The sequence below is a fragment of the Brevundimonas sp. M1A4_2e genome, from assembly GCF_053345555.1.
Window position 1 is genome coordinate 403,161 of record NZ_JBKFAI010000002.1, and the last position, 14,085, is coordinate 417,245.

Annotated in this window: 13 protein-coding genes and 1 tRNA gene; 7 read left to right on the forward strand and 7 right to left on the reverse strand. The window is 68.5% G+C overall.

Translation table 11 applies throughout. The features are described 5' to 3' along the window. Nucleotides 1-6 precede the first annotated feature (6 nt). Complete coding sequence (locus ACLBV5_RS06535) at nt 7-1,029, forward strand: NAD(P)/FAD-dependent oxidoreductase (RefSeq protein WP_447605169.1); 1,023 nt, start codon at nt 7-9, stop codon at nt 1,027-1,029. On the opposite strand, the gene ACLBV5_RS06540 is transcribed toward ACLBV5_RS06535, so the two are convergent. Next, nucleotides 1,026-1,766, reverse strand: a complete 741-nt coding sequence (locus ACLBV5_RS06540) for a TonB family protein (protein WP_447605170.1) — start codon at nt 1,764-1,766, stop codon at nt 1,026-1,028. The genes ACLBV5_RS06535 and ACLBV5_RS06540 overlap by 4 nt on opposite strands. A gap of 150 nt (nt 1,767-1,916) precedes the next feature. Between ACLBV5_RS06540 and ACLBV5_RS06545 the strand changes: the two genes are divergently transcribed. Together ACLBV5_RS06545 and ACLBV5_RS06550 are read left to right on the forward strand one after the other, a co-directional pair. Next, a complete protein-coding gene (locus tag ACLBV5_RS06545; RefSeq protein WP_025977607.1) occupies nt 1,917-2,714 on the forward strand; it encodes a transglycosylase SLT domain-containing protein in 798 nt (265 codons plus the stop codon). Between the two features lie 90 nt (nt 2,715-2,804). Continuing rightward, nucleotides 2,805-3,944, forward strand: coding sequence for a DUF2336 domain-containing protein (locus ACLBV5_RS06550; RefSeq protein ID WP_447605171.1), 1,140 nt, complete (start codon nt 2,805-2,807; stop codon nt 3,942-3,944). Nucleotides 3,945-3,995: 51 nt separating this feature from the next. On the opposite strand, the gene ACLBV5_RS06555 is transcribed toward ACLBV5_RS06550, so the two are convergent. Genes ACLBV5_RS06555 through ACLBV5_RS06565 form a run of 3 tightly spaced genes read right to left on the reverse strand, consistent with a single transcriptional unit; the run spans nt 3,996 to nt 6,447 of the window. Further along, nucleotides 3,996-4,472 (reverse strand): Hpt domain-containing protein, encoded by a 477-nt coding sequence (locus ACLBV5_RS06555; protein WP_134581334.1) that lies wholly within the window; start codon nt 4,470-4,472, stop codon nt 3,996-3,998. Nucleotides 4,473-4,532: 60 nt separating this feature from the next. After that, nucleotides 4,533-5,312 carry an NAD kinase gene (locus ACLBV5_RS06560; protein WP_025977604.1) on the reverse strand — a complete coding sequence of 260 codons (780 nt, stop codon included), beginning with the start codon at nt 5,310-5,312 and terminating at the stop codon, nt 4,533-4,535. Nucleotides 5,313-5,343: 31 nt separating this feature from the next. Further along, nucleotides 5,344-6,447 carry a DUF2336 domain-containing protein gene (locus ACLBV5_RS06565; protein ID WP_025977603.1) on the reverse strand — a complete coding sequence of 368 codons (1,104 nt, stop codon included), beginning with the start codon at nt 6,445-6,447 and terminating at the stop codon, nt 5,344-5,346. A 160-nt stretch (nt 6,448-6,607) separates the two neighbouring features. Between ACLBV5_RS06565 and ACLBV5_RS06570 the strand changes: the two genes are divergently transcribed. The 4 genes from ACLBV5_RS06570 to ACLBV5_RS06585 all read left to right on the forward strand — a co-directional run bounded on the left by ACLBV5_RS06570 (nt 6,608) and on the right by ACLBV5_RS06585 (nt 12,655). Next, nucleotides 6,608-7,378, forward strand: a complete 771-nt coding sequence (locus ACLBV5_RS06570) for a class II aldolase/adducin family protein (protein ID WP_025977602.1) — start codon at nt 6,608-6,610, stop codon at nt 7,376-7,378. Continuing rightward, nucleotides 7,375-8,163, forward strand: coding sequence for a hypothetical protein (locus tag ACLBV5_RS06575; protein WP_447605172.1), 789 nt, complete (start codon nt 7,375-7,377; stop codon nt 8,161-8,163). Before ACLBV5_RS06570 ends, ACLBV5_RS06575 begins: the two co-directional genes overlap by 4 nt. A gap of 110 nt (nt 8,164-8,273) precedes the next feature. Next, on the forward strand, nt 8,274-9,419 hold the full coding sequence (locus ACLBV5_RS06580; RefSeq protein WP_025977600.1) for an efflux RND transporter periplasmic adaptor subunit: 1,146 nt from the start codon (nt 8,274-8,276) through the stop codon (nt 9,417-9,419). Further along, a complete protein-coding gene (locus tag ACLBV5_RS06585; protein WP_035302429.1) occupies nt 9,419-12,655 on the forward strand; it encodes an efflux RND transporter permease subunit in 3,237 nt (1,078 codons plus the stop codon). The genes ACLBV5_RS06580 and ACLBV5_RS06585 overlap by 1 nt, the downstream gene beginning before the upstream one ends. 79 nt (nt 12,656-12,734) lie before the next feature. On the opposite strand, the gene ACLBV5_RS06590 is transcribed toward ACLBV5_RS06585, so the two are convergent. From ACLBV5_RS06590 to ACLBV5_RS06600, 3 genes are all read right to left on the reverse strand, one after another. Continuing rightward, on the reverse strand, nt 12,735-13,265 hold the full coding sequence (locus ACLBV5_RS06590) for a c-type cytochrome (RefSeq protein WP_447605173.1): 531 nt from the start codon (nt 13,263-13,265) through the stop codon (nt 12,735-12,737). A gap of 83 nt (nt 13,266-13,348) precedes the next feature. Then, the gene (locus ACLBV5_RS06595) at nt 13,349-13,975 is read right to left on the reverse strand and encodes a TetR/AcrR family transcriptional regulator (RefSeq protein ID WP_134581330.1); all 627 of its coding nucleotides are present in this window, start codon (nt 13,973-13,975) and stop codon (nt 13,349-13,351) included. Between the two features lie 17 nt (nt 13,976-13,992). Further along, nucleotides 13,993-14,068 (reverse strand) — tRNA-Thr (locus ACLBV5_RS06600). Between the last annotated feature and the right edge of the window lie 17 nt (nt 14,069-14,085).

Sequence of the window (14,085 nt, forward strand, 5' to 3'; positions counted from 1 at the left end):
CATCCCGTGCCCCTTTCTAATTCTCCCGAACCTTCCTTCGACGCCGTGGTCATTGGCGCGGGCGCTCTGGGCCTGTGCGTGGCGGCGGAGCTAAGGCGACGCGGACGCCGCGTGGCGGTGGTCGACCCCGGCGGCGTCAACGCCTCGGCGGTGGCGGCGGGCATGATCGCGCCCGCGATGGAATGCGCCATCGACGATCTGTCGCCGGAAACGGCGCAGGTGCTGCGGCGAGCGCGCGACCTTTGGCCAACCTTCGCCAAGGCGACCGGCGTGCGGCTGTATGGCGATGTGGCTGAATGGCGCGGCGGGAACGTCGCCGAACTGGCGGCGCGGATGGCGGCGCTGGGTTTTCAGCATGACTACGACGAAGCCTATGCGCGCCTGACCACGCATGAGGACGCCAAGGTCGATCCCCCTCAGGCCCTGGCCGCCCTGGCGCAGGGGCTGACCCTGATCGAGGCGCCGGCGCAGCGCGTGGCGCGAGACGACAAAGGCTGGCGCGTCGAAACCCCGGCGGGCGCCTTCCGCGCCGATCATCTGGTGTTGGCGACCGGGGCCGAACCGGCGCTGGCGGGCCTGCCGTCCGAGGCGCAGGCGCTCGTGGCGCTCGTCACGCCTGTTCGCGGCCAGATCGGCCTGGTTTCGGAGGCTCTGGTCGACCACGTGGTGCGCGGCCCGGGCGCCTATGTCGCGCCTATGGGCGAGGGCAGCGTGATCGGGGCGACGATGGAGCCGGGCGAGCGGTCCCTCACCCCCGACGCCGCGCGCTGCGAAGCCATGCTGGCTGCGGCATGGCAGGTGCTGGGGCAGACGCCGCGCCCGCTGACGATCCACTGGCGCGCAGGGGTGCGGGGGACGACGCCGGACGGCCTGCCGATGGCCGGGCAGGTCGCGCCGGGTCTTCATGTTGCGCTGGGGCCGCGTCGCAACGGCTGGCTGCTGGGTCCGCTGATCGGCGCCGTCATCGCCGATGCGACAGAGGGCCGGCCCGTCGCCGAGCCGACCCTCCATCCCTCGCGGTTTCTTTAGCCTTTGGGCGGGTCGAAGCGGATGGCCATGGTGACGCGGGCGCCGTCGACCGCCTGGCCGTCCACCGTGCGCGGGCTGAGGCGGAAGTAGCGGCTCAGGCTGACCGCCGCCCGGCCGAATCCCTGATTGCCGGGCGTCTCTGACGTGACCGAACAGCCGGTCAGGCTGCCGTCCACGCGCACCAGACAGGACAGTTCCGCCACCCCGCCGACGCCGCGCGCCTCGGCGGCAGACGGATAGGCGCGCATCAACTGATCCGCCGTGGGCCTGCGCACCCAGTCAGGCTGGGTGATGACCGGCGCGGGCTTGGGCGGTTCGGGCGTGGCCGCCGTTCCGGTCGAAGGTTCGTCCGCAGGCGCGGTGATGTTGATGGCCGGCCCGGCGTCAGGGCTGACGACCGGGGCGACCGGGACCTCCAGAGGCGCGACATCGCTGGGCGTGACCTGCGTCGGCCGATGGATCGGCGGCGTCGGCGCAGGCGAGGCCAGAGGCGTCGTCTGCGGCTTGGGCGGCAAGGGCGGACGGATCAGATCGATGATGGTGGGCGGCGGCTCTGCCGGCGCGGGCGGGGCTTCGGCCAGTTCAAACCGTTGCTGATACAGCCAGACTCCGGCGCCGACGTGGACCAGGGCCGAGGCGCCGATCATCGCCCACATCAAGGGGGACAGCGGCTTTCGGCGTTGTTGGAAGTCGAGGGGGCTGACCACGCCGTGGCCGCCCGCGATACGCATCATCATGACTTACGCGCCTCCTGTCGCGGGCCCTCCCCAGCGCCCCACGGAACGAAGTTCGCGCTTGGCTTGCGGCCTTATTGTGGCGCTTCGAATTGTTAACGGCGACGCTGCTGCGTTAAGGTTTGGTTTACCTAGGTTAGCGACCGTTCACACATGAGCGTGAAAGCGATTCCATCATCCGGCGGCGTGGAGGCGGCCATTCGGCGCGCCTCGACCTCGACCGGCGTGGACTTCGACTTTCTGATGAAGACCGCGCGTCGCGAAAGCGCGATGAACCCCAATGCGCGGGCGCCGACGTCTTCGGCCTCAGGCCTGTTCCAGTTTATCGAGCAGACCTGGCTGGGCACGGTGAAGCGGCACGGCGCCAAGCATGGCTATGGCCAGTATGCCGACCTGATCTATCAGGGCGGCGACGGGCGTTGGCAGGTGCGGGGGTCGGCCCGCAATGTCGTGCTGGACCTGCGCTTCGACCCCCACGCCGCCTCGACCATGGCCGGCGAATTGACCGCCTCCAACGCCGCCTATCTGCGCGGCCGCACGGGACGCGAGCCGAACGGGGGCGAGCTTTACGCCGCGCATTTCCTCGGCCCGGCGGGCGCGGCCAAGCTGATGGAAGCGATGCAGACGCGGCCCCAGTCCAGCGCCGCGGCCCTGTTTCCGGAAGCGGCATCGGCCAACCGATCGATCTTCTATCGCAACGGGCGGGCCGTATCGGTGGCCGAGGTGCACGCCAATCTGCAGCGCACGGCGGGCGAGGTCGCGCCTGCCGCAGGCGTCGGCGCCGTCAAGGCTGGTCCCGAATTAGGCGACAAGGAGCGCGCGCTGGCCGCGCGACTGGATCGTCTGAAGCAGGATCAAGGCCTGCTGGCCCTGCTGCTGGGTCAGGACGGGCAGGGTACGGGCGGAGGCTTCGGCGGCGCCTACGGACCGCCGCCGGACAGGTCGGTCTGAAGACCTTTGTTCGGCCGTTATTCCTAACGAGGCTTTAACTATGTAACGCTATGGGTGACGATTGATTCTTCGCCGCCCTGAGCCTCATCCATGACCGCCTACCGGGCCCGCCTGACGGAAAGCGACATCCGGCGCCTGATCAAGTCCGACGTCGAGGACGAACGGGCGGCGGCGGCGCACAAGCTGTTGCGCAGCATCGATCGCATGACGCTGGACGAGGCCGAACGGGCCGCGGCGCAGAAGATTCTCACAGTGCTGGCCGTCGATGCGGCTGAACTGGTGCGCCGCGCCCTGGCGGTGACGCTGAAGGCCTCCAGCCTGATGCCGCGCGACGTGGCGCGCCGCCTGGCGGCCGATGTGGACAGCGTGGCCCTGCCGGTCATCAACTGCTCGCCTGTCTTTTCCGACGATGATCTGATCGAGATCGTCCGCGCCGGGTGCGCGCTGCGTCAGGCCGCCGTGGCCTCCCGTCCAAAGGTGCCGCGCGATGTGGCGACCGTCCTGGCCGCCGAGGGGCGACAGGAGGCAGTGCTGGCCCTGGCGGCCAACGACAACGCCGACCTGTCCGAGGAAGCGCTGGGCGTGGTGGTCGATCGCTTCGGTCATGCGCCGGAGATCGTATCGGCTCTGGCCTATCGCCAGGTTCTGCCGCTGTCGGTGACCCAGCGTTTGGTGGACCTCGCCGCCGACGCCGCGCGCGAGCATCTGATCACCCGCCACGCCCTGGCGCCTGAAACCGCCATTCGGTTCGCCGATTTCGCGCGGGAGCGGGCGACCGTGGACCTGATCGATCAGGCGCGGACGGCGACCGACCTGCCTGCCTTCGTCGCACGCCTGTATGGGCGAAAGGCGCTGACGCCGTCGCTGCTGCTGAGGGCGCTGGCGCGCGGGCAGATGAGTTTGCTGGAGCACGCCCTGGCCGAACTGGCCGGCACGCCGCATCACCGCGCCTGGCTGATGGTGCACGATGCGGGGCCGCTGGGGTTCAAGGCCCTTTATGACCGGGCGGGGATGCCGCCGCGACTGTTTCAGGCGTTCCGCGCGGGCGTGGACACCTGGCGCGCGCTTCAGGCCGAGGGCGGCGACACTTCGGGCGAGCGCTTCCGTCAGCGCATGCTGGAACGCTTCCTCAGCCAGCGTCCCGACGCCGCGCGCGAAGACCTGGCCTATCTGATGGAGCGTCTGGATCGCCCGAAGCCCGAGATGCAGGCAGCGGCCGGCGCGGCATAGAAAAAGGGGCGTCCGACCGAACGCCCCTTCGTTATCTACGAGACTAAGATCTCAGCCGAGATGCTCGGCCACCCGCGCTTCCAGCGTCTCGGCCAGATCGCGTCCCACCGGGTGTTCGTCGGTTTGAATCTCATCGCGCACCACGGCCTTGATGGCGTCGATATGGGCGTCAACGAGGGGCAGGGGCGCCTGCAGCCGCTTGTCCGCGTCGTCCAGTATCCGGCACAGGGAGCCGGCGATGCGCGTCACCAACGGATATTGATAGGTCGCGCCGAGGCCTTTCAGATCATGGGCGCGGAAATACAGCGCCTCGGCCGTTTCGGCCGTATAGCCCTTTGCGCGGATGTCGGCCTGGGCCTGATCAAGCTTGGTCAGTTCGTCCTGCAGCCACTGGCCGAACTGGGACGACATCGCCTTCAGCGCCTCTTCCGCCTTGGCGATGGCGTTGGCGTCAATACCGCCGAAGCCGCCGCCCACCTTGGCGCGCAGGGCGTTGGGCGGGCGAAAGACGTTGGACGAATTGCTCACGGGCGGACTCCTGAACTGTAAAATCCAATCTGCCGCGAGAGTTCTAAAAAATCGTGACGTTCAGGAGGCGAACTGCTCGGCCATCACGCGCTCCTCATAGGACCGGCCGGCGTCGAACAGCATGGTCAGGGCGATGTCGCGACGCTCGCGCACCTCGACGCGCGTGACGCGCCGCACTTCGAAGTTGTCGGCGGTGGCGCTGACGGGGCGCTTGTCGGCCTCCAGCACCTCGAAGCGGACGCGGGCCGTGTGCGACAGCAGCGCCCCGCGCCAGCGCCGGGGACGGAAGGCGCTGATGGGGGTCAGAGCCAGGCTGGGCGCATCGAGGGGAATGATGGGCCCGTGCGCCGATAGATTATAGGCGGTCGATCCCGCCGGCGTCGCCACCAGACAGCCGTCGCAGGTCAGTTCTTCCAACCGCACCTTGTCGTTGATGCTGATGCGCAGCTTGGCGCTCTGGCGCGTCTGGCGCAGCAGGGAGACCTCATTGATCGCCAGGCCGCTGTGGACCTGACCGCTCTCGGTCCAGGCGTCCATCTGCAGCGGATGCAGCACGGTGCGATCCGCCTGGATCAGGCGATCCAGCAGGTCGTCTTCCTCATAGTCGTTCATCAGGAAGCCGACCGAGCCGCGGTTCATCCCGTAAACCGGCGTTTGCAGTTGTAGGTTGTTGTGCAGGGTTTCCAGCATGAAGCCGTCGCCGCCCAGGGCCACGATCACCTCAGCCTCGGCGACGGGAACGGAGCCATATCGTTCGGTCAGCCGCAGGCGCGCTTCTTCGGCCTCGGGCCGGTCGCTGGCGAGGAAGGTGACGGCGGTGGGGCGGAAGGGCTGGCTCACCAGCCTAGGCAAGCGGAGCCGGGGCCGCCTGTCAAACGGGATGACTGTCTTCAGGCGCCATCAGCAACTGGAATTCATAGGCCGCCTGCGCCGCCGAACGATGCGCCAGGCGCCAGTCGCCGCCATCGGGATCATGCGGGAAGCCGTTGTTCATCCGCCGCACCTCGTTCAGGACTGCAGGGAAGGCCGCGCGATCGAGGCCCGCAGCGGTGCAGGCCAGAAACAGCGGGCGGGCGGTGTCGGCCCGCAAGGCGCGACGCACCTGATCCAGATCCAGCCGGGCCAGGCGGCTCAGGGCGTGGATGAAGACCTCCAGTCGGTCTTCGCGCAGGGCGCGGATCAGGGTGGCGGGCCGAAGCTGGTCCGAGGCCTGAAGCTTGGCCGTCAGGCGGGCTGCGGCGACGTCCGCGGGCGCGGTCTCCTGTGCGGCGGCGTGCGCCGCCTCGGCCAGCCGCGCTGGATCGAGGGTGAAGCGGTCCATGATGGCCTGGCGCAGGGCCTCGCCCACCCACTGATACAGGCGCGCGCCCAGTTCAGGCGTCATCTGCGGGTGGCGGGCCAGGGGCGCGCGCAGGGCGGCCAGTTCCCGCGACCGGCTGACCAGTCGGCTCATGCCTTCGGCGCCCAGGGCCGCCGTGCGGTTCGAGGCCAGGGCCGTCAGCACGGTCGGATCGTCGGCGCTGATGATGGCGCGGGCGACGGCGGCGCCGAGGCCGGGTCTCAACGCGACCTGGATGCGGTGATCCAGCGACGCCTCGGCCAGCAGGGTCAAAAGGTCGTCGTCCTGCAGCAGGGGGCTGGCCGCGATGACCGGGCGGGCGATTTCTATGGCGTCGGCGGCCAGCATCCGCACCAGGGCGACGGGAACCCAATCCGCATCCGCCAGTCGTTCCGACAGGGCCTGGCGAATATCCGCCTCAACCACGCGGACAAGAGCGATGAAGGCGTCGCCGAGCGCCTGGGGCGCGCGATCGCGCCCTCCGGTCGAGCGATACAGATCCGCCACGCCGATCAGCAGGCCGTGCTGACGCTCCGGCGGCTGTCCCTTCGCCAGGTCGACCAGCTGTTCAAGACTGTTCAGAGGCAGGGCGCCGTGCGTCTGCGGTCCGTTGCGCGTCACATTGGTGGGTTCCACGTCGCCCTCGCGGAAGAACTGCCTGCCCCTGAGGCGAAGGCACCTTGAGGCGGGGCTGTGAAAACAGGGTTAACGAAGTCTTGGGAAAGCGCGGCCTTGCGTCTTGACGCCGACGCCTGCCGGGGGGACGTTCACCTGAACGCTGATCAGGGGAGTGGTCATGGCGGATGGGATAAGCGGGGCGCCCTCGTTGCAGGGGCGGGTTTCGGAAGACGAATGGCGCACGCGCGTCGAACTGGCGGCCCTTTATCGGCTGGTGGCGTTGCACGGGTGGGACGACATGATCTTCACCCACATCTCGGCCCGCGTCCCGGGGCCCGAGACGCATTTTCTGATCAACCCCTACGGCTGGTATTTCGACGAGATTACAGCGTCGTCGTTGGTAAAGGTCGATCTGGACGGCAACATTGTCCAAGAGACCGACAGCTTCATCAATCCGGCGGGTTTCACCATCCACTCGGCCGTCCATGCGGCGCGCGAGGACGCGCATTTCGTCATCCACCTGCACACGGTGAACGGCGTCGGGGTGGCGGCCCAGAAGGACGGCCTGCTGCCCATCAGCCAGAACGCCTGCCTGTTGCAGCATCAGGTCGCCTACCACGGCTACGAGGGTCTGGCGCTGAACCATGACGAGCGCGAGCGTCTGGTCGCGGACCTAGGCGACCGGTCGCTGATGCTGCTGCGCAATCACGGCACGATGGCGGTCGGCAACACGGCGGCGCAGGCCTGGGTCGGCATCTTCTTCCTGGAACGCGCCTGCGCCCAGCAGGTCGCCGCCCTGTCGGCCGGGCGCGACAATGTCCTGATCGCCCCGGACGCGGCTCAGGCCGAGACCAAGGAACAGGGGCGCGGCATCGGCTTCGTCTCGTCCCTGGCCTGGCCCGGCGCTCTGCGTCAGCTCCAGCGAAAATCGCCCGGCTACGACGCGTGAGACCGCTGGGGGGCGGATCAAGGCGCAGCCCGATCGGCCTTCTGGCCGGTCTGGCGTGCATCGCTGTCGGCTGCCCGGCCCATGCGGGCGCCTGGAACCTGCCCAAGGGCGAAGGGCAGGCGATCGTCAAATATGAGACCATCCGCGCGGACCAGGCCTTCACCTCCGATGGCGAACGGGTTGACCTGTCGCACGACCGGCTGGACCGCTCCCTCTCCATCTTTGCCGAGTATGGGCTGGACGACCGATTCACCCTGCAGATGAAGGGCGAGTGGCAACAGGGGCGCGACGCCTTCGTCGACTATCGGGGACGCGGCCCGATTGAGATCGGCGTGCGCTGGCAGGCCTATCGCGATACGCGCAACGCCGCCGCCGTCTATGTCGGCTACGCTCAGGGCGGCGAGGGGCGCAACGCCGGCTATGCGCCGCCCGGGGCCGGCGATCACGACTGGGAGGCGCGGGTGATGGCGGGGCGCAGCCTGGGCGCCGACGGGCAGGGCGGCTTCATCGAGGCGCAGGCGGCGCGGCTATGGCGCGCGGGGCTGAATGACGAGACGCGGCTGGACGTGACGGCGGGCCTGTATCTCGCGCCGGACTGGCTGCTGCTGGGCCAGGCCTATGCCGGAGCGGCGGATAAAGACGGGCCGCGCTGGCTTTCGCTGGAAACATCAGTCGTGCGACGACTCGGCGATTGGAGCCTGCAGGCCGGCTGGCGAACGGCGGTCGCAGGGCGCGAAACTCCTGCGGGGCAGGGGCCCGTTATCGGAATTTGGCGACGCTTTTGAAGCAAATTTACGCGACGGAATCAGAGAGGACCCTCGTTACAGATACGTTATTTGCGTAACGGCGATGACCCGTTAAGCGATAGCGCTTGTTGTCGGGGAGACTGCGTCGCGTGTTCAAACGCCATTTTTTCATTATCGGCGCGGCCTGTCTGTTAGGGCTGATGATCGTCGCGGCGGTCTTGAAGATCGCCTTCAGCGACGGCGGCGCAGGCGATCGCAAGGGTCCGCGCGGGCCCGGTGCCGGGCGCGGCCAGGTGGTCGCCGAGGTCGTGGCCCAACGTCGTGAGTTTGCGGACCAGATTCGCGTTCTGGGCGTGGCGCGGGGGCGTCGCTCGGTCAACATCACCTCCAACACCACCCAGTTGGTGACCCAGGTCATGTTCTCTGATGGGCAGGCCGTGGCGGCGGGCACGCCCCTGGTCGAGTTGCAGGCGCGTGAGGAAGACGCAGACCTGATCCGCACCCGGGCCCAGCTGGAGAACGCCCAGCGCGAGTACGACCGCTACCGCATTCTTGCCGAGCGCGGCGTAGCGCCGCGCGTCATGGCCGAGACGGCGGAAACGGCTCTGAAGACGGCGCAGGCCGCCGTGGCGGCGGCGGAAGCCCGTCGCGGCGACCGGATCCTGCGCGCGCCTTTCGCCGGCGTGCTGGGGCTGACCTCGGTGACGCCGGGGACCCTGATCTCGCCGGGTTCGGTCATCACCACTCTGGACGACATCAGCGGCGTGCGCGTCGATTTCCCGCTGCCGGAGCGCTATCTGGGCGTGCTGCCGGTGGGTGCGCCGCTGACGGCGACGACGGACGCCTTCCCTGGCGAAGAGTTCAACGGGCGCATCGCCTTGTTGGACACGCGCGTCAACGAACAGACCCGCGCGATCATCGCCCGCGCTGAATTCACCAATCCTGGCAATCGCATCCGCCCCGGCATGATGATGCGCGTCGCCGTTCAGCAGGGCCGCCGCCAGAGCCTGGCCGTGCCTGAGGCCGCCGTTCAGTATGAGGGGCAGGGCGCCTTCGTCTATCGCATCGCGCGCGGCGAAAAGGGCTCTACCGCCCAGCGGGTCGAGGTCCAGACGGGCGCCGTCGAGGGCGGCTATGTCGAGATTGTTTCGGGGCTGGCCAACAACGACCACATCGTCGCCTCGGGCCTGAACCGCATTCAGCCCGGCGCTCCTGTCACCGTCGAGGGTGAAGCCGCTCAAGGGCGTGCTCCGAGCAAGGGCGGCGCCCGCGCGACGCAGGCGGCCCGCCCATGATGCTGTCCGATGTTTCGGTTCGGCGCCCCGTCTTTGCGGCGGTGGCGGCGATCGTCCTGTGCGTCATCGGCCTGGCGGCCTTCTTCTTCCTGCCGGTGCGCGAGCTGCCGGACGTGGACCCGCCGATCGTCTCGGTCAGCACCGGCTACGCCGGGGCCTCCGCCGAGGTGATCGAAAGTCGGATCACCGAGCCGATCGAGCAGCAGATCGCCGGGATCCAAGGCGTCCAGCGTATCAACTCGACCAGTCGCGACGGCCGATCCAACGTCAACATCGAGTTTTCGCTGGATCGCAACATCGACGACGCGGCCAACGACGTGCGCGACCGCATCTCGCGCGTGCTGGGCCGTCTGCCGGACCAGGCGGATCCGCCCGAGGTGGCCAAGGCCGACTCCGACAGCCAGCCCATCCTGATCATGTTCCTGCGCTCCACGACGATGGATCGTCTGGAGCTGACCGATTACGCCCGCCGCTATCTGGTCGACCGCTTCGCCACCGTGCCGGGCGTGGCCCAGGTCAATATCTTCGGCGAGCAGCGCTACGCCATGCGTATCTGGCTGGACGCCGGGGCGATGGCCGCGCGCGGCCTGACCGTCACCGACGTCGAGACCGCCCTCAACAACCAGAACGTCGAACTGCCCGCCGGCTCGCTGGAGTCGGCGCAGAAGGACTATACCGTCCGCGTGGCGCGCAACTACGCCGACCCGGCGGATTTCGCTCAACTGCCGATCGGCACGCGCGGCTCTGCCTCGACCGCTACGGGCGCGCAGGCGTCCGGCACTCTGGGCGCGGCGTCGGCGGCCATGACCAATGGCGTCACCGGAGCCCTGATCGGCAACGCCGCCTATGTCACCCGGCTGGGCGACATCGCCCGGATCGAGGAGGCGCCCGCCGAAGCGCGCCGCCTGTTCCGCGGCAACGGCATCGACCAGATCGGCCTGGCCATCACCCGTCAGGCCCAGTCCAACGACCTGCAGATTTCTGAAGGCGTGCGTAAGCTGATGGAGGAGGTGGGCCCCAGCCTGCCGCCGGGCACGACGCTGGAGATCGGGTCGGACAACTCGGTCTTCACCTCCCACGCCATCGACGAGGTGTGGGTGACGATCGGCATCTCCATGGCCCTGGTGGCTCTGGTCAACTTCATCTTCCTGGGCAGCCTGCGCGCCGCGATCATCCCGTCGGTCGTAGCGCCCATCTGCCTGCTGGCGACCTTCATCGTCCTGGCGCCGCTGGGCTTCTCGCTGAACCTGCTGACCCTGTTGGCTCTGGTGCTGGCGATCGGCCTGGTCGTCGACGACGCCATCGTCGTGGTCGAAAACATTCAGCGCCGCCTTGACGGCGGCGAGCCGCCGCTGGTCGCGGCTGAGCGCGGGGCGCGCCAGGTCTTCTTCGCCGTGGTGGCGACGACCGTCGTCCTGCTGTCCGTGTTCGCGCCTCTTCTGTTCCTCCCGGGCTACGTCGGACGGCTGTTCGTCGAGCTGGCGGCGGCGATTGCGGCGGCCGTGGCCTTCTCGGCCTTCCTGGCGCTGAGCCTGTCGCCGATGCTGGCGTCAAAAATCCTGAAGCCGGCGCAGACCGGCGGCTGGGTCGCGCGACGCGTGGATGCAGGCATGGAAGCGCTGAAGCGGTCCTACGCCGCTTCGCTGGACGCCTTGCTGGGCCGCCGGGTCGCTGTCGGCGGGGTGGCCGCTTTGATCGTCCTGGTGGCGGCGGGCGCGACCGGCATCTTCCTGCATCTGCCCAACGAACTGGTGCCGAACGAGGACCGCGGCCGGGTCACCGTGCGGATCGCCGGGCCGGAAGGCACGGGCTTTGACTATACGCGCGAGATCATGCTGGGGCTCGAGCCGCTGCTGGCCGAGTATCGCGAGAACGGCGAGGCGGCCAACTACATGATTTCCTCGCCAGGGTTCGGCGGCTCAGGCTTCAGTTCGGGCAGCGCCGTGCTGAACCTGGCTGACTGGTCCGAGCGCGACCGCTCGGCGGACGAGATCGCACAGGAGCTGAACGGCAAGCTGCGCAATCAGACCGGCGCACAGGTCAACGCCTCGACGCCCGGCGCCTTCCAGCGCGGCGGGGGCAACTCCAACTCGATCGACATGATCGTCACGGGGTCGGAGTATTCCGCCATCTATAACTGGCTGCAGCCCATTCTGGCGGCGGCGCAGGACAACCCCGGCTTCTCGCGTCCGCGCCTGAACTATGAGCCGAACGCGCCGCGCCTGCTGGTCGATGTCGATCCGCAGAAGGCGGCGGCGCTCGGCGTCTCGTCACAGCAGATCGGCCGCACGCTGGAGACCATGTTCGGTTCGCGCCGCGCCACCACCTACATCAAGGGCGGCCAGGAATATGACGTCATCCTGCAAACCGACCGCGACAGCCGCCGCGAGGTTTCGGACCTTGAGGCGCTCTATGTCTCGACCGGCACGGCGCAGCTGGTGCCGCTGTCGGCGGTGGTCACGACCAAGACCTCGGGCGACACGCCGGATCGTCGCCGTCTGGATCGCCAGCGCGCCATCACCCTGCAGGCCGACCTGAATCCCGGCACCACCATCGACGACGCCGTTCAGTTCCTGATGGCCGAGGCCGCCAAGCAGCCGCAGGGCGTGACCAATATCCGCTGGGGCGGCGCGGCCCGCGACCAGCAGGAGGCGGGCAGCGCCGTGGGCTGGGCCTTCGCCCTGGCTCTGCTGCTGGTCTTCCTGGTGCTGGCGGCCCAGTTCGAGAGCTGGATCACCCCGGCGGTCATCATGCTGACGGTGCCGCTGGCGGCGGCGGGCGGGCTGTTCGGCCTGCTGATGGCGGGCTCCAGCCTGAACATCTACAGCCAGATCGGCCTGATCATCCTGATCGGCGTCGCGGCCAAGAACGGCATCCTGATCGTGGAGTTCGCCAACCAGCTGCGCGACCAGGGCCGGAGCATCCGCGAGGCCATCATCGAGTCCTCCAGCTTGCGTCTGCGCCCGATCATCATGACCTCGATCGCCACCGCCTTCGGCGCCCTGCCGCTGGTGCTGTGGCAAGGCGCGGGGGCGGGCAGTCGTCAGACCATCGGCGTGGTGATCTTCACCGGCGCCATGTTCGCCACGGTGCTGACCCTGTTCGTGGTGCCGGTGATCTATGGCGTGCTGGCGCGCTTCACCAAGTCGCCGGAATACACCGCCCGCAAGATCGAGGAGTGGGAAGCGCAAGAGAAGCGCCAGGGCGTCCAGCCGGACATGAGCCCGGCGGAATAGGCCGCTCTGGTCCTTGTATATGCGAAGGGCGGCGGACCTCCATGATCCGCCGCCCTTTTGCTTGTCTGGCTGTCTCGGCTCACTCGGCCTGGGGTTTGAATCCCGTCTCGACCTTCAGGAAGGCGATGACGTCGCGGCGGTCCGTGGCGTCGGGCAGGCCGGCGAAGCTCATCTTGTTGCCGGGCAGGAAGGTGCGGGGGTTCTGCAGCCAGTGGTCCAACGTCTCGGCGTCCCAGGTGAAGCCCGCCGTGCGCAGGGCGTGGGAATAGCTGTATTTTTCCTTGGCGCCCGCCTTGCTGCCGAAGACGCCATAGAGGTTCGGCCCCGTCATGTTCGGCCCGCCCGGCGTGATGGTGTGGCACGACCGGCAGCGCGCGAAGGCGCGGCGGCCGTTGTCTAGGTCGGCCTCGTTATAAGGCGCGGGCAGGGCGGCGAGCAGGGCGAGCTTCTGGGCCTCGGTGGGCGACGGCGCCTTGGGCGCTTGCGGCGCGTTGTCGGCGGCGGGCGCGGCGTCGTTCGGGCCGCAGGCGGCCAGCGTCAGCACGGCGCTCAGGGCGACAGCTGGGGCCGCGATGTTGCGGATCGAAGGAAAGGACGAAAGACGGGACATGACGCACTCCTAAGACAACGATCATGCTTACCCCATGAAGGCGCCGCCGCAATGGACAGCTTGTCCAAGCCTCGCGGCGGTCGTCAGCGCCCGGTGGTCAGCTTCACCACGACATGGGCGGTGGTTTCGATGATGGCTTCGGGCGTGTCGGCGCGGCGCATCAGGTCGAAACCGGCGGCGACAGACTCCACCAGGTTCGCCGTTTCATAGGAGGCCAGGCGGGGATTCAGGCCTTCGGGGTGCAGGCCGTTGGCGTGGGCCTGGGCGATGCGGCGCTCCAGCGCCAGGTGAAGGCGACGCAGGCGCCGGATACGGCTTTCGGCGAAGGCGGGCTCGCCCATGTCGGCCAGCATCTGTTCGACGCGCAGCACCGGCCCGTGGTCGTTCCAGAGGTTCAGCACCTCCAGCACATAGGCCCGCGCGGCCTCGAACGCCCGGTCGCCCGACCAGTCCGCGTGGATGTGGGCTGCCAGCCGCTGAAAGTCCTCGCCCGCCTCTTCGCACAGCAGTTGCAGGCCTTCCTCGACCGAGGCGAAGTAGGTGTAGAAGGTCGGCGCCGATACGCCCGCCGCCATCGCCACGTCGGCGGCGCGGATCTCGCCCAGATGCTTGGTGTTCAGCAGGGCGCGCAGGGCGTCCAGCAGGGCGCGGCGGGTGCGCGCGCCGCGCGTTCGGATCCTGTGACCCAGTTTGTTGGTCGTCTCGGACATGGGGGAGGCCGCGAGAGTGGTGCCGGTTGCAGGAATCGAACCCGCGACCTTCGGTTTACAAAACCGCTGCTCTACCAGCTGAGCTAAACCGGCGTGGCCCGCCTTATGCT

Coding starts and splice junctions, on each gene's coding strand:
- ACLBV5_RS06540 (WP_447605170.1), bottom strand. CDS start 1,766: ATGATGATGCGTATCGCGGGCGGCCACGGCGTGGTCAGCCCCCTCGAC.
- ACLBV5_RS06545 (WP_025977607.1), top strand. CDS start 1,917: ATGAGCGTGAAAGCGATTCCATCATCCGGCGGCGTGGAGGCGGCCATT.
- ACLBV5_RS06550 (WP_447605171.1), top strand. CDS start 2,805: ATGACCGCCTACCGGGCCCGCCTGACGGAAAGCGACATCCGGCGCCTG.
- ACLBV5_RS06570 (WP_025977602.1), top strand. CDS start 6,608: ATGGCGGATGGGATAAGCGGGGCGCCCTCGTTGCAGGGGCGGGTTTCG.
- ACLBV5_RS06585 (WP_035302429.1), top strand. CDS start 9,419: ATGCTGTCCGATGTTTCGGTTCGGCGCCCCGTCTTTGCGGCGGTGGCG.
- ACLBV5_RS06590 (WP_447605173.1), bottom strand. CDS start 13,265: ATGTCCCGTCTTTCGTCCTTTCCTTCGATCCGCAACATCGCGGCCCCA.
- ACLBV5_RS06595 (WP_134581330.1), bottom strand. CDS start 13,975: ATGTCCGAGACGACCAACAAACTGGGTCACAGGATCCGAACGCGCGGC.